Origin of the sequence: Bradyrhizobium sacchari (assembly GCF_002068095.1) — a bacterium.
In the GTDB taxonomy this organism is placed as follows: Bacteria; Pseudomonadota; Alphaproteobacteria; order Rhizobiales; family Xanthobacteraceae; genus Bradyrhizobium; species Bradyrhizobium sacchari.
On sequence record NZ_LWIG01000014.1, the window covers coordinates 350,669 to 371,809 of the forward strand.

A 21,141-nucleotide genomic window follows, 5' to 3' on the forward strand; every position below is an offset into this window, starting at 1 on the left:
CCCGCCTTGATCGCTGCGCTGGCGGCGGCAATCAGGTAGCGGCAAGAGGCGGCGGTGAAATCATTGAACCTGTTTGCGGTGCATCAACGCCGACGGCGCGACCGCAGCTAGAGTTCACTTGCCGCGTGATCGAGACAGACCGCGGCAAGGAAGGTTCATCATGCAGATTCAATCAAAAGCGCTGCCGCAGAGCTTCTCCCTGCGCCGCGAAATCCGGAGCTTCATCGCGCCCGCTGAAGGCCGAGGGGAGACATCCCATCCCCTGCTCGTCTTCTCCGTCGTGGTGCTGCTGGCCCTGTTCGCCATCGTCGAAATCGACCTGCACAGCGCCCAGCTTCAAGCCATCGGCCTACTCGGCCATGGCGCCGGGATCGATCCCGTCTTTCTCAGCCCGTAGCGGAAATAGCCCGATCGCGGCCATGCGGCCGCGACCGGGACGCTTGCGGTCAGTCGTTCTCGTAGCCGTAGACTTCCGGCAGGATGAAGATTGCGGCGAGCAATCCGATCAGCGGGAAGATCGCAACGAACAGCGTGGCGCTGGCCTGTCCGATCGCGGCGAACAGCGAGGGGAACAGGAAGATCGCCAGGAACGACGGCAGCTTCACGAACATGTAGGCGAAGCCGCTGGCGGTGCCGCGATATTTCGGCTTGGCCACCATGGTCGGGATCGTCATGCAGTTCGACGCGTCCCAATAATGGCCCCACAGCATCGCGGCGGCCGCGAACGGCAGCAGCATCTTGTTGTCGGTGTAGAGCGCGAAGGCCGCCAGCAACAGCGAGGCGAGCACGATGCCGAAACCCGCGATCGCGATGCCGCGATGGCCGATCTTCGGCGTCAGCAGCGGACCGACCCAGCCGGACAGAGCGGCGAAGCAGAACAATCCCATCGTCACGAGATTGTTGCCGAGCACGCTGGACACGCCGACCATCACGAACAGCACCGGCAGGTAGAAGGCGAAGGTCGAGAATTCGCTGCCTTGCGCGAAGCAGGCGATCCAGCCGTACAGCGTGGCGCGCCAGCGGATCGGATCCTTCTTGAGGTCGGCGAGGAATGCGCGGGTCGAGACCTTCGGCACCTCGACGTCGTGGTCCGGCAGCATGTCGAGATTGTCGTTGAACATCTCGCGCGCGACCTGCTTGGCCTCGCGGTAGCGTCCCTTTTGCACCAGCCACACCGCCGTCTCCGGCACGTCATGGCGCATGATGAGGATGATCAGCGCCGGCACCGCGCCGAGACCGAGCGTCACGCGCCACAGCATCTCGTGCTGCATGTCGATCAAGAGGAAGATCACGATGACCCCGATGGTCAGCACCTCGCCAACGGCGAACATGAACTGCCAGCGGTTGCCCATGACCTCGCGCTCACCCTTGGCCATGGATTCCATGATGTAGGTGTAGCCGGTCGAAATGTCCGAGCCGAGCGGGATACCGAGCAGGAAGCGGATCACGACGAGCCAGCCCACGCTCGGCACGAAGGCCTGCGCCAGCGCCAGCACGATGAAAAGCACCATCGTCACCAGGAACATCACGCGGCGGCCGATTTTGTCGGACAGCCAGCCGCCGAGCAGCGCACCGATCAGGGCGCCGCCCTGCGTGCCCGCTGCGGCAAGGCCGAGCATCAACGGATCGGGATTGTACTGCTCCTTGATGAAGATCAGCACGAAGGCGATCGAGTAGAGATCCCAGGCCTCCACCAGGATCGAGGCCATCATCAGCCAGCCGACCTTGTTGCCCTTTGGACTGTAGTTCGTAATGAGGTAGCGGACCGCGGCCTCGCTCGCGGTCGGTTGTGGCATGGCCATTGTCTGCATGTTTGGTCCTCTCTTCAAAATTTTCTACGCGCCGAGCAGCGGCTCGATACTGCAATCGAGCAGGCGCGGATCGATCCCCGCCTCCATGCCCGTGAACATCTCGCCCATGTAGTCGATCAGTGCATCGCTGGCCTTCACCGCGTCCTCGACGCGGCGGCTGGCGACGGCACTGAGAATGGAGAGATGATGATCGATCGTGCCGGACAGATCGGCCTGCCCCGGCATGAAGCGGTGGTGGATGTAGCCGATGCGGCGGTACAGCGTGTGCAGCGGCCGCAGCGTATGCACCAGGAACGGCTCGCCGGCAGCTTCCAGCACCAGCGCATCGATGCGGCGGTCAAGGCTGTTGAACTCGTCGAGTGTCAAAGTGGCGCGACGTTCGCGCAGCAGACGCTCGATGTGCAGCGCCTGATTGCGGTGGGAAAGGCTGGCGCGATCCGCCGCGAGGCGAATGACAAAACGCTCCATGTCGCGGCGCAGGCCAAGCAGCATGCGCTCGCGCGCGAGATCGATCGGCGCGATGTGCAGGCCGTGGCGCGGGCGGATGATGATGAGCGTATCGGCGGAGAGACGGTTGACGGCGTGATGCACCGGCGTGCGGCCGAAGCCTGTGATCTGCTGCAATTCCAGCATCGTCATGAACTGGCCGGGCTTGAGCTCGCAATGTACGAGCAGCTCCTCGATCCTCTGATAGGCGAGCTCGAAGAAGTTGAGACGGTTGCGGCGTGAGGGCCTGCCCTCACCGTCGTCGTCGTTTCTCACCACCTCGAGCGCGCGCTTGCGCCGTGCCATGTCGTCCTCTCCCGTCAGCCCGCGCTCTCGTTGCAGGGTGGCGCCTTGTTTGTGGCACCCTTAAAACATGTTGTGATATATTACAAGCAGGCGTAAGACGTCCGCGCGACCTGCAACATGTTGCAGCGCAAAACGAAACGTCGGGCGCGAAGCGCCTTTCGATGGGAGGAGAGTTGCCGTGAAGATCACGTCGATCGAGACACTGCGCACCGAGGAATTTTCCAACGTCATCTGGGTGCGCATCCACACCGATACGGGGATGATCGGTCTCGGCGAGACCTTTTACGGCGCGGGCGCGGTCGAGGCGCAGATCCACGACACCTTTGCCGGCCGCCTGCTCGGCCGAAATCCCTTGCACATCGAGGCGATCCATCGCGACATGCTGAACCTGCCGATGGCGCAGTCCTCGACCGGCGTCGAATATCGCGCGGCCTCCGCGATCGACATCGCGTTGTGGGACCTGTTCGGCAAGGTCTGCAATCAGCCGGTGCACCAGATGCTCGGCGGCCTGTGCCGCGACAAGCAGCGCATCTACAACACCTGCGCCGGCACGCAATATGTGCGCTCGACCAATATCAGCCCGGTCGCAAACTGGAATCTCGGCGCGTCCAAGGGACCGTATGAAGACCTCGACGGCTTCATGAATCACGCCGATGCGCTCGCCGAAAGCCTGCTCGAGAGCGGTATCTCGGCGATGAAGATCTGGCCGTTCGATCCGGCGGCGCAGGAGAACAAGGGCCTCTACATCACCGCCGCGCAGATGAAGCAGGCGATCGAGCCGTTCGAGAAGATCCGCAAAGCCGTCGGCGACAACATGGAGATCATGGTCGAGCTCCACTCGCTCTGGAACTTGCCGACCGCCAAGCAGATCGCCCGCGCGCTCGAGCCCTACAAGCCGACCTGGTACGAGGACCCGATCCGGATGAACTCGCCGCAGGCGCTGGCCGAATATGCCCGCTCGACCGACGTCTGGGTCTGCGCCAGCGAGACGCTGGGCTCGCGCTTCCCCTACAAGGACATGCTCGACCGCGACGCCATGCATGTGGTGATGGCGGACCTGTGCTGGACCGGTGGCCTCACCGAAGGCCGCAAGATCGCGGCGATGGCCGAGACCTATCACCGGCCTTTTGCTCCTCATGACTGTATTGGCCCGATCGGCTTCATCGCGGCCATCCACATGTCGTTCAGCCAGCCCAACACCCTGATCCAGGAATCGGTGCGCGCCTTCTACAGGGGCTGGTACAATGAGCTCGTCACCACGATGCCCGTGATCAAGGACGGCTATGTCTTCCCGATGGAAGGCCCCGGCCTTGGCGTCGACCTCCTGCCCGCTGTCTTTGAGCGCACCGATCTCATCGTGCGCCGCTCCAACGTCTGAGGATTTCCCAGGATGAGCACCTCCCTCTTCGATCTCTCCGGCCGCACCGCCCTCGTGACCGGCTCCTCCCGCGGCCTCGGCCGCGCCATCGCCGAGGGCATGGCCAAGGCCGGCGCGAAGATCATCATCAATGGCGTCGATCCCAAGCGCGTCGAGCAGGCCGTCGCCGAGTTTCGTGCCGCCGGCTACGAGGCCGAAGGCGCAGCGTTCAACGTCACCGACGAGCCCGCGATCGTTTCCGCCTTCGAGCGTTTCGACCGCGAGGGGCTTACGGTCGACATCCTCGTCAACAATGCCGGCATCCAGCACCGCAAGCCGCTGGCGGAGTTCACCACCGACGAATGGCGCAAGGTCATCGAGACCGATCTCACCAGCGCCTTCGTGATCGGCCGCGAGGCCGGCAAGCGCATGATCCCCCGCAAGCGTGGCAAGATCATCAATATCGGCTCGCTCGGCAGCGAGCTGGCGCGCCCCACCATCGCGCCCTACACCGCCGCCAAGGGCGGCATCAAGAACCTCACCCGCTCGATGGCGGTGGAATGGGCCCAGCACGGCATCCAGGCCAATGCGATCGGCCCGGGCTATATGCTCACCGACATGAACGAGGCGCTGGTCAACAACGCCGATTTCAACAACTGGCTGATGGGCCGCATCCCTTCCAAGCGCTGGGGCAAGCCGGACGAGCTGGTGGGCGCTGCGATCTTCCTCGCCTCGGATGCATCCACCTACGTCAACGGCCAGATCATCTATGTCGATGGCGGCATGATCGCCGCGATGTGACCCGCGAAAGCTGAAGGAACAAGCCCATGCGCGCCGTCGTCATCCACGCCCCGAAAGACCTGCGGATCGATACCTATCCTGATCCGGCCCCCGGCACCGGCGAGGTCCGCGTCAAGATCGCCAATGGCGGCATCTGCGGCTCCGACCTGCACTACTACCACCACGGCGGTTTTGGCGTCGTGCGTATCCAGCAGCCGATGGCGCTGGGCCATGAGATCGCCGGGGTCGTCGCCGCGGTCGGTGAGGGCGTCACCAGCGTGAAGGCTGGCACCCGCGTTGCGGTCAATCCGAGCAAGCCGTGCGGCCAATGCCTGCATTGCCAGGAAGGCATGCGCAACCAGTGCCTCGACATGCGCTTCCTCGGCAGCGCGATGCGCTTTCCCCATGTGCAGGGCGGCTTTCGCGAGTTCATCACGGTCGACGCGACGCAGGCCGTGCCGATCTCCGACGGACTGTCGCTGGCGGAAGCCGCAGTCGCCGAACCGCTCGCGGTATGCCTGCATGCCGGCAAGCAGGCCGGTCCCCTGCTCGGCAAGCGCGTGCTGATCACCGGTTGCGGCCCGATCGGCGCGCTGATGATCTTGGTCTCGCGCTTCGGCGGAGCATCGGAGATCGTGGTGACGGACGTGGCCGACGCGCCGCTCGTGGTCGCGAAAAAGCTCGGCGCCACGCATGCCATCAACGTCGCGACGGATGCCACCGCGCTCGATCCCTGGCGTGCCGGCAAGGGCGTGTTCGACACGCTGTTCGAGGCCTCCGGCAACCAGGCCGCGCTGCGCACCGCGCTCGACGTGCTCCGGCCCGGCGCAACGCTGGTGCAGCTCGGCCTCGGCGGCGAGATGACGCTGCCGATCAACGCCATCGTCGCCAAGGAATTGCAGCTCCGCGGCACCTTCCGCTTCGATCCCGAGTTCGAGCTGGCGGTGCGGCTGATGGGCGAAGGCCTGATCGACGTCAAGCCGCTGATCACGGCGACCATGCCGTTCGAGAACGCGGTCGCCGCCTTCGAACTCGCCAGCGACCGCGCACAGTCGATGAAGGTGCAGCTGACGTTCTAGAGCATGATCCGGACCCGAAGGGCCGCGTTAGCGCAAAGTGTGCAGCGGTTTTCCGACAAGATCGTGCTCAAACCATAAAGCTACTGGTTCTCGATCAGCCGGTCGCTGACGAGGCGAACCGCCCCGCGCTTCCAGGAATAGTCCGCGCCCATGCGCAGGCCGCTGTCGCCACGCGCCAGCACCGCACCGGTCCTGGCATCGCGGACCTGGAATCCGAGCGTGTATTCTGTGCGGCTGACCCGTCGCACCACGCCGATCAGCGACTGGTCCGCGCCAAGCTTCTGCGCAATCTCGGCCTCGCAGCCGCTGCAATCGCGCAAGGCGCGCGCCTTCGCTGTCTCGCCGCTGACATCGACGATGCGGTAGCGCCCGGATTGGCTCAGCGTCTCGCGCACGCCGGCAGTGACTTCGGCCAGATAAGACGCATCCGACGTCGCTGACGCGCCCACTGAAGCGGCAGTCGTGTCCTCGAGCTCGAACTCGAACACCGCAAGCGCGACCGGCGCGGGCGGTGCGAGCGCGGCCATCACCTCGCGCGAGACAAACATCTCGGCGCGTTCCCATGATTCATCACTGTCGCCGCGGAAGGTGTAGAGCTTGTCCATCACCAGCTTCTTCGCGCCAACGTCGATCACCGCGACCTTGGCCCATTGCACCAGCGTGCTGGTCTTCTGGATGCCGCCGATGACCTTGAACGCCGCCCCGTCCTGGGCCGATGGCGCCAGCCGGTAGCGTCCGTCCGCGCCGATGTCCCGCCTGAGCGCGGCCATGAACGCCGACAGCCGCCGCTCGTGGGCCGCGGTCTGGTTGGCCGGCTCGGCCGACGTGTCGGTATAGCTGAAATCGTCCATGGCAACGCCGATGGCCTCGGCGGCGACCGGCGCGTGAGAGAAGACGAGGAGAATGGCAGCGAGAATGAACCGGGAGCGGTGCATGAACGCCTCGTAGGATGGAACAGCTCAGCAAATCTGGACGAGCAGCCTGAGACCATGCAGCCGTGACTGTCCCGACGAATACCGGGAAAATTTCACGACATTGCACTGCAGTAACCCCCAGCCTTTCCGTCGCCTGCGTTCTGCCGTTTAATGCGGAGCCGACATTTCCGTTCGCACCAGGTGCCTGCCGATGTGGAACCGCCCGAGGTTCGATCTCAAGGTCCGTCTGACGCTACGCGTGGCCGCCATATTGGCCGCCTGCTTCGCCGCGATCTCCGCCTATTTCCTCGTCACGGCCGACCGCGCCGCACATGCGCGTAGCGACAGCATTGCCGCCATCGTGGCGAAATCACTGGAGCTGCAACAGGGCAAGGTGCAGTGGGTGGCGAACCCGCGCTCGGACTTCCCCAACCTCGACCCGGTTTCGGCCTATGTGATGACGCCCGGCCTGTGCTTGGCATTCCGCGGCCCGAGCGGCGACATCCTCCAGCGCTTCTGCAGCGGCGCGCCCGTACCAGCGAACCCGCCGCCGCAGGCCTTCGCCGCCTTCTATAGCAGCCTGTTCGACCCTGGCCGCGAGGCAGCGCGGCCTGTGATCGTGCGCGGGACGAAGCTCGGCGAGGCCGTCGTCTCGGTCGATCCAGCGGTGCAGACGGCAGAGGCCTGGCACGAGGCCGGCCGTCTCATGATCGCGCTTGCCGTCGCATTGCCGCTGCTCTGCGCGCTGGTCTACGCCGCGCTGGCGCGCGCGCTGCGCCCGACGCACATGATCCGAACCGGCCTCGAACGCATCGCCGCCAATGACCTGACGACGCGCCTGCCGCCGTTCGACCTCGCCGAGCTCTCCGCCATCCGCGACGTCTTCAACCATCTCGCCGAAAGCCTCGACACCGCGCTTGCCGAACGCGCCGAGCTGACGCGAAAGCTGATCGCGCTCCAGGACGAGGAGCGCCGCCATCTTGCCCGCGAGCTGCACGACGAGTTCGGCCAGTCGCTCGCCGCCATCCGGGCCCTCGCCTCCTCGGCCCGCCAGACCGCCGCGCAGGACTGCCCGTCGCTGCTGTCCGAATGCGACGGCATCGCGCGGACCGCAACGGGCATGATGGAGACGCTGCGCGGCACGCTGTTCCGGCTGCGGCCGCCCGACGTCGAGGAGCTCGGGCTCGTCGCCAGCCTCGAAGGTCTGGTCGCCGGATGGAACGGGCGCAGCCGCGGCGCGACCCGGTTTTCGATCCGCTTCGACGGCGCCTTCGAGACCCTGCCGGCCGCGGTCAGTGCCAACCTCTACCGCATCGTGCAGGAAGCGCTCACCAACGCCGCCAAGCACGCCGGCGCCACCCGGGTGAACCTGGAATTGACGAGGCGGCCCGACGAGATCGCGCTTGCGATCGACGATGACGGACGGTCGAACGAGCCCGCCGCGAAATCGGGCATGGGTCTGCTCGGCATGCGCGAGCGCGTCGCGGCCTTGCGCGGCCGTCTGAGCTTCGAGGCCGGACCGAGCGGCGGCTCCGCGCTGCGCGTCGTCATTCCGCTCGAAGCCGTCGATCGGCAGATCCTGGATCACGCGGCATGAGCGCGGGCGATGCGACCATCCTGCTGGTCGACGACCATTCCGTGGTCCGCGAGGGCTATCGCTCGGTGCTCGAGAAGCAGCCGGGCTTGCGTGTCGTCGCCGAAGCCGCAGACGGCGCGGAGGCCTATCGGCTGTACAAATCCGAGGCACCCGATCTCGTCATCATGGATCTGAGCATGCCCGGCATCGGCGGCATCGAGGCCGTGAGGCGCATCCGGCAGCGGGACAAGGGCGCAAAGATCCTCGTCTTCACCATGCACCAGAATGCGGGCTTTGCCGTGCAGGCGATCCGCGCCGGCGCCAGGGGCTACGTCACCAAGACCAGCCCGCCCGAAACGCTGGTGCGCGCGGTGATGGACGTGCTCGCCGGCAGGATCGCCATCAGCCCCGATATCGACCACGAGCTCGCGCTGAGCCGGCTCGCCGGCGAGAATTCGGCCGCCGACGTGCTGACGCCGCGCGAGTTCGAGGTGCTGCGGCTGCTGCTCGCCGAGAGGACCACGGACGAGATCGCGGAGACGCTGCATGTCAGCCCGAAGACGGTGGCGAACCTGCATTCCCTGATCAAGGACAAGCTCGGCGTCGGCTCCGACATCGAACTGGTCCGCCTCGCGCTGCGCCAGGGCTTGCTGACGCAGGTCGATCTCGGCGAGGCGTGACCTGCGCCTGGAAGCGGCCGGTCATTCGCGCGCGACGACCTGGTCCAGCCACGCGCAGTTCAACGGCGGCACGCGTGGATCGGCGACGCGCACGCCGCGCGCGGCCGCATCCAAACGCATGTCGCGCAGGCGCCTGCGTTGCTCTTCCGGCATGGTGAGCCGCTCGTGTCCCCAGAGCGACGGGCCGTCGAAAGTCTCATGCGGCTGCCAGGTCTGTGGATCGATGATCCGCCCGCCCCAGCCATATTCGATGAAGAAGCCGGACGGCGTGTTCACGTAGAACGAGGTCATGTGGTCGTTGGTGTGCCGGCCCAGCGTATAGACGACGCGGCCGTCTTCGAGCTGCGCGAGGTCATAGCCCTGCCCGACATCGTCGAGGCTGCCGAGCTCGACCATGAAATGATGCATCGCCTTTCGCCCCGAGCCGACCATCGCGAAGGAATGGTGGCGGCCGTTGACGTGGAAGAAATAGAGCCCGTAGGGCTTGAGCCCGAAGTCCGAGACGTGGAAGCCGAGCACGTCGCGGTAGAACGGCAACAGCGGCTCGACGTCCTCGACGTTGAGCACGACGTGCCCCATGCCGAGCGCGCCGGTGCGGAAACCCGAGATCGGCCGCCCCGGCTTGAACGGCTCGCTCGCAAGCTCCGGCGCGCAGAATGCCTCCAGCCGGTTGCCGGCAGGGTCAGCGAACGCGATCAGCTCGGCCACATGCCGTTCATCGGCGAGCGCGCGTGCGCCGCGCGTGACCTTGACGCCATGGCTTTCCAGCCGGCCCGCCAACTGATCCAGCTCAGCAGTCGACGGCACCTCCCAGCCCATCACCGCCAGCCCGGCATCGCTGCTGCCGTCGACGATCAGCCGCTGCTTGCGATCGTCCATGCGGAAGGCGCGCATCTTGCCGCCGCGATCGACCTGCTCCATGCCGAGCAGCCCGGTCGCCATCCGGCCCCATTGGTCGAGCTGCGACGAGTTGATCCCGATATAGCCGAGCGCGGTGATTTCCATCGAATTTCTCCCAAAGGCATCGCACCCGCCGCACTGCGGCGAGCTTGATACCGGCCGCGCGCGATCCTACGGTAACGTCCCGCAATCGCTTCGCGTTCGCAAGGACGATAGTCGCGCAGCCGCGCGCCACAAGGGAGGAAATACGAAGTGTCCAAGGAGCGGACGCGGAACGGACCGCCGCGGCAGTCGGAGGGCGTGCGCGCCTTCAAGCGCGGGCTGGACGTGCTGCAGGAGGTCAACCGCTCCGGCGGCATCCGCGCCGGCGATGTCGCGCGCGCGCTCGACCTGCCCCGCCCCACCGTCTACCGCCTGCTCGAGACGCTGGAGGAACTCGGCTATGTCGCCCGCAGCGCCAGCGACGATCGTTTTCGCGTGACCCGGCTCGCCCTGAGCCTCGGCGATGGCTACGACCCCGGCGTGGTGATTTGCCAGGCGGCCGCGCCCTATCTCGCCGAACTCAGCAAGACCCTGGTCTGGCCGGTCGATCTCTCGACTTACGAGAACGCCGCAATGGTGGTGCAGGAAACCACGCATTCGCGCAGCCCGCTCTCGATCGACCGCGGCATGATCGGCAAGCGCCTGCCGATGCTGCGGACGTCCGCGGGCCGCGCCTATCTCGCCGCTTGCCCGGCGCGCGAGCGCGATTTGATCGTCAGCCATCTGCGCCGGATCGACGAGGCCGACGACCGCCCCTTCCTCGACCAGAGCTACCTCGATCGGATGATCACCGAGACGCAAGCCCGCGGCTACGCGATCCGCAGCGAGGGCGAATACAATCCCAAGACAGCCTCGATCGCAGTCCCGATCGTGCGAAACGGTGCGGTCTACGGCTGCATCTCCATCATCTGGATTCGCTCGGCACTGGGGATCGAGGAAGCAGCGGCGCAATTCGCGCCGCAGCTTCAGGAAACGGCACTGGCCATTCCGGTCGAGGTCTAGATCCGTCCGCAGGGCGGACACTTGGCGAAGCGCCGTTGATGCTGCGGCGCGGCTTGGGGAAGAGATAGCCCCATGCAAGATAAATCCGCCCTCGAAGAGTTTGACGTCGTCATCGTCGGCCGCGGCCCAGTCGGCGCGACGCTCGCCAATCTGCTCGGCCTCTGCGGCATCCGGACGCTGGTTCTGGAACGCGAGGCGCAGACCTATCACCTGCCGCGCGCGGTGCATTTCGACGACGAATGCATGCGCGTGTTCCAGACCATCGGCCTCGCCGACGCGATCCTGCCGCAGGTGATCCTCAGCCCCGGCATGCTCTTCCTCGACGCCAACGGCAAAATGTTGCTGGATTGGTCGCGCCCGCAGACGCTCACGCCGATGGGCTGGCATCTCAGCTACCGCTTCCACCAGCCCGATCTGGAGGACGTGCTGATCGGCGGCCTCGCCCGCTGGCCGCACGTCACCTTGCGCAGCCGCTGCGACGTGTTCGCGCTGGACCAGCACGAAGACGGCGTGCGCGTCCGCTACGAGGACCTTTCGAACGGCAAGCTCGGCGAGGTCCGCGCCGGCTATGTGATCGGCTGCGACGGCGCACGCTCCCTCGTTCGCCGCTTCATCGGCTCCGGGATGGATGATCTCGGCTTTCACGAGCGCTGGCTGGTGATCGACGTGCTGCTCAAGCGCGCGCGCGACGATCTCGGCGACTACAGCCTCCAGCACTGCGATCCCAAGCGGCCGGCAACCTATGTGCGCGGCACCGGCACGCGGCGGCGCTGGGAGATCACGGTGCTTCCGCATGAGGATTCGCAGGACGTCGCGCAGCCGGCAAAGGTCTGGGAGCTGCTGTCGCGCTGGCTCACCCCCGACGATGCCGACATCGAGCGCGCCGCGGTCTACACCTTTCATTCGGCGATCGCGCAGCAATGGCGGAGCGGTCGGCTGCTGCTTGCGGGCGATTCCGCGCATCAGACCCCGCCCTTCCTCGGCCAAGGCATGTGCGCGGGCATCCGCGATGCCGTCAACCTCGCCTGGAAGCTCGCCAGCGTCGTCCGTGGCGACGCGAGCGCCGATCTCCTCGACACCTATCAGAGCGAACGGCTGCCGCATGTGCGCGAGTTCATCGAGCTCGCCATTCGCCTCGGCGGCGTCATCAACACCAAGGCGATCGAGGCCGGCCTTGCTGCCGGCGAAGCGCGCGAAAATGCGCCGGTCAAGCTGGAGGTGAAGAAGCCCCTGCTCGGCCCCGGGCTCGTGCTCGGCGATCTTCCGCTCGCCGGACACCTCGCTCCGCAATTCATGCTGAGCGACCGACGCCGCAGCGACGACCGGACCGGCTATCGTCATGTGCTGCTCGTCGAGACCGCGGCCGCACTGCCGTCGCGCCTCGCGCTGTCGCAGGCCGGAATCGAGATCCTCGCCGGCGACGATGCCGAAGGCGTCGGAGACTGGCTGCGCGGGCACGGCATCATCGCCGCACTGGCTCGTCCTGACCGCTACATCCGCGGCACCGCCCGCAACGAGACCGAGCTCGAGCGGCTCATCGCCGCCGTCGCTCCCGCAAACCCAATTACTCCAGCCCAAGCGCCGTCCGCGGCCTGATCGAACTCACATTCAAGGACATCTCATGAAGCTGCTTTCATTCGTCGCCGGCGGACGCGCCTCCTTCGGGGCCGTCAAGGACCATGGCATCGTCGATCTCGGCAGGCGCATGGCGCCCTGCACCACGCTGCGGCAGTTGCTCGAAGCCGGTCGCGTGGCTGAAGCTGCAAAGCTGGTGGCATCCACCGCACCGGATCTGCCACTCGATGGCATCGCCTTCGCCCCCGTCATCCCCGATCCCGGCAAGATCATCTGCGTCGGCCTCAACTACCGCGACCACGTCGCCGAGACCGGACGTACCGTCACCGAGAAGCCGGCGCTGTTCGTCCGCTTCCCCTGCAGCCAGGTCGGCCATCTCCAGCCCATCGTGAAGCCTGAGGTCAGCGACGATTTCGACTATGAGGGCGAGCTCGCGCTCGTCATCGGCACGGGCGGCCGGCACATTCCCGCGAGCCGCGCACTCGACCACATCGCCGGCTATGCCTGCTACAATGAAGGCAGCATCCGCGACTGGCAGCGCCACACCAGCCAGTTCCTCGCCGGCAAGACCTTTGCGGAAAGCGGCAGCTTCGGCCCGTGGCTGGTGACGGCAGATGAAATTCCGGACCCGTCGAAGCTCACCTTGCAGACTCGGCTCAACGGCGCCGTGGTGCAGGACACCACCACCGATCTCCTGATCACCGCCGTCCCCGAGCTGATCGCCTATATCTCCACGATCTGCCCGCTCGTCCCCGGCGACGTCATCGTGACCGGCACGCCCGGCGGCGTCGGCGCCAAGCGCACGCCACCCCTGTGGATGCGCCCGGGCGACACCGTCGAGGTCGAGATCTCCGGCATCGGCATCCTGCGCAACAAGGTCATCGCCGAAGCGGCCTGACCGCCCATTTCGATCAACGACAAAATCAGGAAACGCCATGAATCCCCTCCGCACGACATCCACCGCCATGCTGCTGACCGTTCTGGCGCTCGCGGCCCCCGCCGCGCACGCCGAGATCAAGGGCGACGTGATCCGCGTCGGCGTGCTCACCGACATGAATGGCGTGTTCGCGACCGCCATGGGCCCGGGCTCGGTCGAGGCGGCGCGGATGGCGGCCGAGGAGTTCGGCGGCAGGATCAACGGCAAGCCGATCGAGATCCTGCAGGCCGATCACCAGAACAAGCCGGACCTTGCGGCCTCGCTCGCCCGCAAATGGTTCAGCGACGGCGTCCAGGCGATCGCCGACGGTGGCAGCTCCGGCGCTGCGCTCGCGGTGCAGGAGCTGGTGCGCGGCAATGGCAAGATCTTCCTCATCTCCGGCGCCGGCGCCAACCAGCTCACCGACGAGGCCTGCGCGCCGACCAGCGTGCAGTGGACCCAGGACGCCTATTCCACCGCGACGGCGGTCGTCTCCGGCATCATGCAGACCAGCAAGGAGCCCTGGTTCTTCATCACCGGCGACTATGCCTTCGGTCATTCGATCGAGGCGACCGCGCGCGACCGCATCGCGGCCCTCGGCGGCAAGGTCGCCGGCAGCGTGAAGGCACAGCTCGGCACGCCCGATTACTCATCGTTCCTGCTGCAGGCGCAGTCGTCAGGCGCAAAGATCCTCGCGATCAACGTCGCTGGCGACAATGCCACCGCGATCAAGCAGGCCGAGGAATTCGGCCTCGCCGACCAGGGCATGAAGATCGTGCCGATGTCGTTCCAGAACGTCGACATCGAGGCGGTCGGGCTGAAGGCGACGCGCGGCGATCTCATCGTCACCTCGTTCTTCGAGGACGTCTCGCCGGCTGCCCGAAAATTCTCCGATGCATTCTACGTGCGCCGCAAGGCGATGCCCTCGCAGATCCAGGCCGGCGTCTACTCCGCCGTACGCCACTATCTGCAAGCCGTGAAGGACACCGATTCCGACGACAGCGCGACGGTGATGGCGAAGATGAAGACAACGCCGGTGTCGGACGCCTACACGCAAAACGGCCGCATCCGCGAGGACCAGCGCATGGTGCACGATCTCTATCTGGTGCAGGTCAAGACGCCGGGGGAATCGAAAGGCCCCTGGGATTTCGTCAAGCTGGTCGCGACGATCCCGCCGGACCAGGCCTTCCGCCCGCTCGACCGCAGCAAATGCAGCCTGGTCGGAAAATAGAGCGTTCTCACCCGAAGTGGATACCGGTTCGCATGAAGAAAACGCGTCAAAACAAGAATCAATCTCAGGCCAGATAGCGCGTCAGATAGCCTTCCATCGCGTAGAGCGCGCAGAGCGCAAGGCTCGACCACACCGCGGCGCTGAAATACAGGAACATCCAGGTCAGCTCGCCCTTCCAATGCGCGATGTCGTGGGTCACCACCCAGCGCGTGGAGACGTCATGCAGGCCTTCGAGCAGGCCGAGGAATTTGTTGCCCTCCGCGTGCCCTGCCCGCCAGCGGCTGAGATACATCGGCACGTCGACGGTGACGAGGAAGGCGAGGAAGCAGGCGATGCCGACAATGCCCGCGATCAGCGCCCAGCGTACCGGCCCCTGAAATTCCGGCATCAGCCGGCACAGCGCGATGCCTGCGAGGAAGAAGGTCACCGCCCAGAGCGAGTTCTCGATCGCGTTGTAGAGGAAGTTGGTCGTCACCACCGCGTACCAGGAGAAGCACTCCGCGATGATGATGATGGGCACGATCATGAGCGCGATGTTGACCGCCGTTTCCGCGCCCGTCATCTGACCCAGCTGATGCAGGATGATCGCCCATTGCGCGACGAAGCAGAGCTCGGCCACGGTCGCGACCGTCCGGCCGACGACGACGCTCGACAGCCATGTGTCGAACAGGCAGATGCGCTGCACGTCGGCACGCGGCAGCACCGAGCGGAAGGCGCAGCCAAACACGTAGCCGGCGCAGAGCAGGAACATCAGCCCGATATCCGAGCCGCCGCCGACGCTGCCCGCAACTGTCGGGTAGAACTCGCGGTACAGCATGAACCAGACGAGAATGTTGGCCGCACTGACAAGCGTCAGGGACCCCCACCACCACGCGAGGGGATTCGACCGCGCCTGCCACTGCAACATGATCAATCGCTCCGCTGTAATCGATGTGACACGTGTTCGTAATAATCCTGTCACAGGACGCCACGGAATCACGACAAAAATCTGTGTGCAGGAGAGCCTTCCAGGCATTTTTTCCCAAATGCGCTGTCCCGAGTTGGTGTCCGCATAATGGACGATCTTGCGGCAAATGATGAATTTATTGGACAGCCCGCGGGCCAGGGTTCATTAAGGCCGCATGGATCGCACTCAATCCGAACGCTCTTACGCCCCGTCCGCCGCCACTGTGCTGGCTTCGAGCGCCGATGACGCTGCGTTCGCGACGACGCTGGCCAAAGGCCTCGTGGTGCTCGAGACCTTCAAGGCCGGGACGACGCTGCTCGGCAACATGGAGTTGTCGCGGCTGACGGGCATTCCCCGGCCGACGGTGGCGCGGCTGACGCATACACTCGCCGAGCTCGGCTACCTCCGCTACGACGCCGGGCTCGCCAAATATCGCGTCGGCGCGCGGGCCCTGCGCATGGCGCATCCGCTGCTTGCCGACATGCAATTCCGCCAGATCGCGCGCCCGATGATGCAGGAGCTGGCGCAGAGCGTGCGCGGCACCGTCTCGATCGGCCTGCTCGACGGCACCTCGATGATCTATGTCGAGACCGCACGTTCCGGCGACGTCGGCCCGCATATCCCCGACATCGGCATGCCCATTCCCGTGGTGATGACGGCGATGGGCCGTGCCGCGGCGGCGACCTTGCCGCCGTCCGACGCAGCGCTGCTCGAGCAGCGCATTGCAGGCGAGGATGCCGAACTCTGGTCGGCCTTTCGCGACAACTACCGCGCCGGCCTCGCGCAATGCGCCAGCCGCGGCTTCTGCACTTGCTGGGGCGAGTACATGGCCTCGATCCATGCTGTCGCCGCACCGCTGTTTCATGCGAGCGAAACGCGGCAGTCGTTCTCGATCAATTGCGGCATCCCCGCGTTCCGGCTCCAGCCGGGACAGCTGGAGGGCGAGATCGGTCCGCGCATCGCGGCGCTCGCCGACAGCATCCGCGCCATCGTCAAGCAAGCGGCCCCCGGAACGCCGCCGCGCAAAAAGAAGATCATAAGCGCAAGGAAATGACATGGCTGGGCCGCTCGAGGGATTGAAGGTGCTCGACATCGCGACGATCATCGCCGCGCCCTTCGCCGCGACGCTGCTCGCCGACTACGGCGCCGACGTGCTCAAGATCGAGATGCCCGGACAAGGCGACGGCGTGCGTTCGTTTCCGCCGTTCAAGGATGGCCAGCCGCTGTGGTGGAAGGCTGCCAACCGCAACAAGAAGTTCGCCACCCTCGATTTGCGCACGCCCGACGGACTTGCCCTGTTCAAGCGGCTGCTTCCGCGCTTCGACGTGCTGATCGAGAATTTCCGTCCGGGAACACTCGACCGCTGGGGCCTTTCCAGGGAGGTGCTGTGGTCGATCCAGCCGCGCCTCGTCATCCTGCGCGCCACCGCGTTCGGGCAGGATGGGCCCTACCGCGAGCGCCCCGGCTTTGCCCGCATCTTCGAGGCCATGGGCGGCCTCACCTACATCACGGGCGAGCGCGAGGGCGAGCCGACCCACCCCGGATACCCGATCGGGGATTCGATCGGCGGCCTGTTCGGCGCCGTCGGCGTGCTCGCAGCGCTGTGGAAGCGGGCGCGGGATCCGGAGGCCCCCGGCGAGGAGATTGATCTCGCCCTCACCGAAGCCACCTTCCGCCTGCTCGATGTCCTCGCCATCGAGCATGACCAGCTCGGCGTCGTACGCGGCCGCATCGGCAACGCCAACGGCTATTCGGCACCGGCCGCGGTGTTTCGTACCAGTGACGGTCACTGGGTGACGCTCGCGGGCTCGACCAACGCGCTGTACGCGGCGAATTGCAGGGCGATCGGACGGCCCGACCTCATCGACGACCCCCGCTTCGCCACGAATGACCGGCGCGTCGAGCACGCGTCCGAGCTCAACGACGTCTTCGCCGCCTGGTGCGCCGCACATCCGCTCGACGAGGTTCTTGCGAAATTCAATGACGCGCAGGGGACGCTCGCGCCGATCTATGCAATCGACCAGATCGCGAGCGATCCGCAGGTGAAGGCACGCGAGGTGATCACGCGCGTCCCCGACCGGGATTTCGGCACGGTCGCGATGACCAACGCCGTGCCGCGCTTCACCGTCGATCCCACGCGGATGCGCAACGCCGCCGGCGACGTCGGCCAGGACAATCGCGAGGTCTATCGCGATTGGCTCGGCCTCTCGGACCAGCAGATCGAACAGCTCACCCAACGGAAGGTGATCTGACGTCGAAACAACAATAACGAACAACAACAACAACAACAAAAGGGAGGAAGAAACAGTGGCAACGTTCAAGGTCACACGCCGGACCCTGCTTGGCACGATCGCAGGCGGCCTCGTCGCCCGTCCAGGCCTGACCGCATACGCCGAGGATGCTTGGCCGTCGCGCCTGGTGCGGCTGATCTCGCCCTACGGGCCCGGCGGCTCCAACGACATCTCGCTGCGCCTGCTCGCCGAAGAATTCGGCCGCAGCCTGCACCAGCAGTTCATCGTCGAGAACAAGCCGGGTGCCGGAACCCGCATCGCCAACGACACCGTCGCACATGCGCCGGGCGACGGCTACACCATTCTCTACGTCGCGGCGCCCTACGCCACCGCCGAAGCGCTGTTCGGCAAGCTGACCTATGAGCGCAAGGACCTCCAGCCGGTTGCCATGGCGGTGATCGCGCCGTTGTTCCTGATCATCAGCGCGGACGCGCCGTTCAAGACACTCCCCGAGCTGATCGCCTACGGCAAATCGAAGCCGGAGGGACTGACCTTCGCCTCGCCCGGCGCCGGCTCGCAGCCTCATCTCGCTGGCGAGCTCCTGTTCCGGGATGCCGGCGTCAAGGGTCTCAACATTCCCTTCCGGGGTGATGCGGCGTCCTATACCGAGCTGCTCGCCGGCCGCGTCGATGCCACGCTGACCGCGCTGCCGACCGCCCTGCCCTATATCCAGAGCGGCAAGTTCACCGTGCTCGGCGTCGCATCTGCCGAGCGCAGCGCGCTCTACCCGCAAGCGCCGACCCTGCGCGAACAGGGCTTTCCCAATGTGGCCGCGGCCGGCTGGTACGGCTTCATGGCGCCCTCGGCGACACCGCGCATCATCGTCGACAAGCTCCAGGCCGAGGCGCTGCGCGCACTCGCTGACCCCGCGATCAAGGACAAGCTGAACGCCCAGGGCCTGGAGGTGCGAGCCGGCACAGCCGCCGAATTCGGCGAGTTCATCGACAGCGAGACGAAGAAATGGACCACGCTGATCCGCGAGGCCGGTCTCAAGGGCGAATGATCCGCACGAACAGGAAATGGACATGACGAAGGAACCTCTCAAGCGCGCCGCGGGCGCGGCGATCGCCCTCGTGCTGCTGATCCCGGCCGCGCAGGCGCAGACGAAGTACGATCCCGGCGCCTCCGACACCGAGATCAAGGTCGGCCAGACCGTGCCGCTCAGCGGTCCGGCCTCGGCCTATGCGGTGATCGGCAAGACCCAGGCCGCCTACATGAAGATGGTCAACGACCAGGGCGGTGTGAACGGCCGCAAGGTGGCGCTGATCCAATATGACGACGCCTATTCGCCGCCGAAGACGGTGGAGCAGACCCGCAGGCTGGTCGAAAGCGACGAAGTGTTGCTGACGTTCCAGATCATCGGCACCGCGCCGAACGTCGCCGTGCAGAAATATCTCAACACCAGGAAAGTCCCGCAGCTCTTCGCTGCGACCGGTGCCGCACGCTTCACCGACCCGAAGAACTTCCCGTGGACCATGGGCTTCAACCCGTCCTACCTCGTCGAGGGCCGGATTTACGCGCAATATCTCCTGAAGAACCATCCGAACGCCAGGATCGGGGTGCTCTACCAGAACGACGATCTCGGCAAGGATTACCTCGCCGGCCTCAAGGCCGGTCTCGGCGACAAAGCGAAGATGGTCGTGGCCGAGACGTCCTACGAGATCACAGAGCCGACCATCGACTCCCAGATCCTGCGGCTGAAAGACGCCGGCGCCGACGTGCTGTTCAGCGCCACGACACCGAAGCAGGCAGCGCAAGCGATCAAGAAGGTCGCCGAGATCGGTTGGAAGCCGCTGCACATCATCGACATCAACGCCTCGTCGGTCAGCGCCGTGCTGAAGCCGGCCGGGCTCGACAACGCCAAGGGCATCGTCAGCGTCGGCTACGTCAAGGATTCCGCCGATCCCGAATGGAAGGACGATCCCGGCATGAAGCGATACCTGGCCTTCATGACCAGGTATTATCCCGATGGCGACAAGGATTCGAACCTGAACGTCTACGGCTACATCACCGCGCAGCTTCTCGTGCAGGTGCTGAAGCAATGCGGCGACGATCTCACCCGCGAGAACGTGATGCGCCAGGCCGCCAATCTCAGGAACATCGAGCTCGACCTGACCCTGCCGGGCATTTCGGTGACGACCACGCCGACCGACTACCGCGTCAACAAGCAGTTTCAGATGGTACAGTTCGACGGCCAGCGCTGGCAGAAGATCGGCGGCATCGTGACCGACGAGGCGAAGGAGTGAGGCCATCCAGTGAGGCGGCCCCACTCCCTGACCTGTCATGCCCGGGAATGATCACCGGGAATGATCACCGGGAATGATCACCGGGAGTGTGCCGGGCGGCGCGCGGCGCCCTCACCGCTTCAGCCCCGCCACATAGGCGGCGAGCTTGTCCAGCGTCTGGTAGCCGTACTCGACGGCGCCGAAGCCGATCATGCCGTCGCGCTGTTCGGTGCTCGAGGCCAGTTGCCGCATCATCAGCACCGTCTTGCCGTTGCTCTGCTCGGCAAAGGTGATGGTGAAGCGGAACATGCCGGGATCGACATCCTGGTCGACGCCGTGATCCATCTCCATCAACGAGGGCCGCTCGATGCGGCGGAAGCGCATCCGGTTGGGATAGACCGTGCCGTCGGGACCGATCATGTTGAAGCGCCAGACACCGCCGACGCGGACGTCGATCTCGAAGGTCTCTATCTTGAAGCCCTTCGGCCCGAACCATTGCGGCAGGTGCTTCGGATCGGACCACGCCTCGAACACGAGATCGCGCGGCGCGTCGATCACGCGCGACATCACGATCTCGCGGTCGAGCGACCATTGCGACAGGGCGGGATTGGCAGAATTGTTCATTACTCGGAACCTTTCTTCTTGGTTGTACGCGACGGCCGCTTGGCGGCCGCCCTCTCCTTCTTCAATTTCATCACATAGGCTTCGAACCGGTCGAGCCGCGCCTCCCAGATCGCGCGCTGCTGCTGAAACCAGTCTTCCGCGCCGACGAGTGTGTCCGGGCTGAGCCGGCAGGTACGCACCCGGCCGGATTTTTCCGACTGGACCAGCCCGCTCGCCTCCAGCACGTGGATGTGTTTCATGAAGCTCGGCAGCGCCATGTCGAAGGGAACCGCGAGCTCGCCGACCGACGCTTCGCCTGCGCACAGCCGCATCACGATCGCCCGCCGCGTGGGATCGGCAAGCGCTGCGAAGACATGATCGAGCCGGGATAATTGGTTAGCCATGAAGCTAACTATACACT

General features: G+C 65.6%; 21 protein-coding genes. 14 read left to right on the forward strand and 7 right to left on the reverse strand.

Features of this window, described 5'->3' with window-relative positions:
- Nucleotides 1–160: 160 nt before the first annotated feature.
- Nucleotides 161–397: a hypothetical protein gene (locus tag A5906_RS20535; RefSeq protein WP_080137149.1), complete on the forward strand. Its 237-nt coding sequence runs from the start codon at nt 161–163 to the stop codon at nt 395–397.
- 49 nt (nt 398–446) lie between these two features.
- Here the strand turns inward: A5906_RS20535 and A5906_RS20540 are convergent, their stop codons facing one another.
- Entirely contained in the window at nt 447–1,811 is a 1,365-nt protein-coding gene (locus tag A5906_RS20540) for an MFS transporter (protein ID WP_080137150.1), read from the reverse strand.
- Between the two features lie 24 nt (nt 1,812–1,835).
- Nucleotides 1,836–2,603: a GntR family transcriptional regulator gene (locus A5906_RS20545; RefSeq protein ID WP_080137151.1), complete on the reverse strand. Its 768-nt coding sequence runs from the start codon at nt 2,601–2,603 to the stop codon at nt 1,836–1,838.
- A gap of 178 nt (nt 2,604–2,781) precedes the next feature.
- On the opposite strand from A5906_RS20545, the gene A5906_RS20550 reads away from it, so the two are divergent.
- From A5906_RS20550 to A5906_RS20560, 3 genes are read left to right on the forward strand one after another with little or no spacing between them, the layout of a single operon-like run.
- The gene (locus A5906_RS20550; protein WP_080137152.1) at nt 2,782–3,981 is read left to right on the forward strand and encodes a mandelate racemase/muconate lactonizing enzyme family protein; all 1,200 of its coding nucleotides are present in this window, start codon (nt 2,782–2,784) and stop codon (nt 3,979–3,981) included.
- Nucleotides 3,982–3,993: 12 nt separating this feature from the next.
- A complete protein-coding gene (locus A5906_RS20555; RefSeq protein WP_080137153.1) occupies nt 3,994–4,761 on the forward strand; it encodes an SDR family oxidoreductase in 768 nt (255 codons plus the stop codon).
- 26 nt (nt 4,762–4,787) lie between these two features.
- On the forward strand, nt 4,788–5,819 hold the full coding sequence (locus A5906_RS20560) for an L-idonate 5-dehydrogenase (protein WP_080137154.1): 1,032 nt from the start codon (nt 4,788–4,790) through the stop codon (nt 5,817–5,819).
- Between the two features lie 80 nt (nt 5,820–5,899).
- Here the strand turns inward: A5906_RS20560 and A5906_RS20565 are convergent, their stop codons facing one another.
- Nucleotides 5,900–6,754 carry a DUF3280 domain-containing protein gene (locus A5906_RS20565; protein WP_080137155.1) on the reverse strand — a complete coding sequence of 285 codons (855 nt, stop codon included), beginning with the start codon at nt 6,752–6,754 and terminating at the stop codon, nt 5,900–5,902.
- A 190-nt stretch (nt 6,755–6,944) separates the two neighbouring features.
- On the opposite strand from A5906_RS20565, the gene A5906_RS20570 reads away from it, so the two are divergent.
- Together A5906_RS20570 and A5906_RS20575 are read left to right on the forward strand one after the other, a co-directional pair.
- Entirely contained in the window at nt 6,945–8,330 is a 1,386-nt protein-coding gene (locus tag A5906_RS20570; protein WP_080137156.1) for a sensor histidine kinase, read from the forward strand.
- Entirely contained in the window at nt 8,327–8,989 is a 663-nt protein-coding gene (locus A5906_RS20575; RefSeq protein ID WP_080137157.1) for a response regulator, read from the forward strand. Before A5906_RS20570 ends, A5906_RS20575 begins: the two co-directional genes overlap by 4 nt.
- Before the next feature lie 21 nt (nt 8,990–9,010).
- Here A5906_RS20575 and A5906_RS20580 read toward each other — a convergent pair whose 3' ends face one another.
- The gene (locus A5906_RS20580) at nt 9,011–9,994 is read right to left on the reverse strand and encodes a VOC family protein (protein WP_080137158.1); all 984 of its coding nucleotides are present in this window, start codon (nt 9,992–9,994) and stop codon (nt 9,011–9,013) included.
- Between the two features lie 147 nt (nt 9,995–10,141).
- Between A5906_RS20580 and A5906_RS20585 the strand changes: the two genes are divergently transcribed.
- The 4 genes from A5906_RS20585 (at nt 10,142) to A5906_RS20600 (ending at nt 14,655) form a co-directional block, all read left to right on the forward strand.
- Entirely contained in the window at nt 10,142–10,933 is a 792-nt protein-coding gene (locus tag A5906_RS20585) for a DNA-binding transcriptional regulator (RefSeq protein WP_080137159.1), read from the forward strand.
- A gap of 72 nt (nt 10,934–11,005) precedes the next feature.
- Nucleotides 11,006–12,529, forward strand: a complete 1,524-nt coding sequence (mhpA, locus tag A5906_RS20590; protein WP_080137160.1) for a bifunctional 3-(3-hydroxy-phenyl)propionate/3-hydroxycinnamic acid hydroxylase MhpA — start codon at nt 11,006–11,008, stop codon at nt 12,527–12,529.
- Nucleotides 12,530–12,554: 25 nt separating this feature from the next.
- On the forward strand, nt 12,555–13,406 hold the full coding sequence (locus tag A5906_RS20595) for a fumarylacetoacetate hydrolase family protein (protein WP_080137161.1): 852 nt from the start codon (nt 12,555–12,557) through the stop codon (nt 13,404–13,406).
- A gap of 37 nt (nt 13,407–13,443) precedes the next feature.
- Nucleotides 13,444–14,655, forward strand: a complete 1,212-nt coding sequence (locus tag A5906_RS20600; protein ID WP_080137162.1) for an ABC transporter substrate-binding protein — start codon at nt 13,444–13,446, stop codon at nt 14,653–14,655.
- 64 nt (nt 14,656–14,719) lie between these two features.
- Here A5906_RS20600 and A5906_RS20605 read toward each other — a convergent pair whose 3' ends face one another.
- Nucleotides 14,720–15,562 carry a hypothetical protein gene (locus A5906_RS20605; RefSeq protein ID WP_080137163.1) on the reverse strand — a complete coding sequence of 281 codons (843 nt, stop codon included), beginning with the start codon at nt 15,560–15,562 and terminating at the stop codon, nt 14,720–14,722.
- Nucleotides 15,563–15,776: 214 nt separating this feature from the next.
- Between A5906_RS20605 and A5906_RS20610 the strand changes: the two genes are divergently transcribed.
- The 4 genes from A5906_RS20610 to A5906_RS20625 are packed head-to-tail and all read left to right on the forward strand — an operon-like array spanning nt 15,777 to nt 20,138.
- On the forward strand, nt 15,777–16,655 hold the full coding sequence (locus A5906_RS20610) for an IclR family transcriptional regulator (RefSeq protein ID WP_080137164.1): 879 nt from the start codon (nt 15,777–15,779) through the stop codon (nt 16,653–16,655).
- Nucleotide 16,656: 1 nt separating this feature from the next.
- Nucleotides 16,657–17,853 (forward strand): CaiB/BaiF CoA transferase family protein, encoded by a 1,197-nt coding sequence (locus A5906_RS20615; protein WP_080137165.1) that lies wholly within the window; start codon nt 16,657–16,659, stop codon nt 17,851–17,853.
- Nucleotides 17,854–17,908: 55 nt separating this feature from the next.
- A complete protein-coding gene (locus A5906_RS20620) occupies nt 17,909–18,895 on the forward strand; it encodes a Bug family tripartite tricarboxylate transporter substrate binding protein (RefSeq protein ID WP_080137166.1) in 987 nt (328 codons plus the stop codon).
- Nucleotides 18,896–18,917: 22 nt separating this feature from the next.
- A complete protein-coding gene (locus A5906_RS20625) occupies nt 18,918–20,138 on the forward strand; it encodes an ABC transporter substrate-binding protein (protein WP_080137315.1) in 1,221 nt (406 codons plus the stop codon).
- A gap of 111 nt (nt 20,139–20,249) precedes the next feature.
- Here the strand turns inward: A5906_RS20625 and A5906_RS20630 are convergent, their stop codons facing one another.
- On the reverse strand, nt 20,250–20,741 hold the full coding sequence (locus A5906_RS20630; protein WP_080137167.1) for an SRPBCC family protein: 492 nt from the start codon (nt 20,739–20,741) through the stop codon (nt 20,250–20,252).
- Nucleotides 20,741–21,124: an ArsR/SmtB family transcription factor gene (locus A5906_RS20635; protein WP_080137168.1), complete on the reverse strand. Its 384-nt coding sequence runs from the start codon at nt 21,122–21,124 to the stop codon at nt 20,741–20,743. Before A5906_RS20635 ends, A5906_RS20630 begins: the two co-directional genes overlap by 1 nt.
- Nucleotides 21,125–21,141 lie beyond the last annotated feature (17 nt).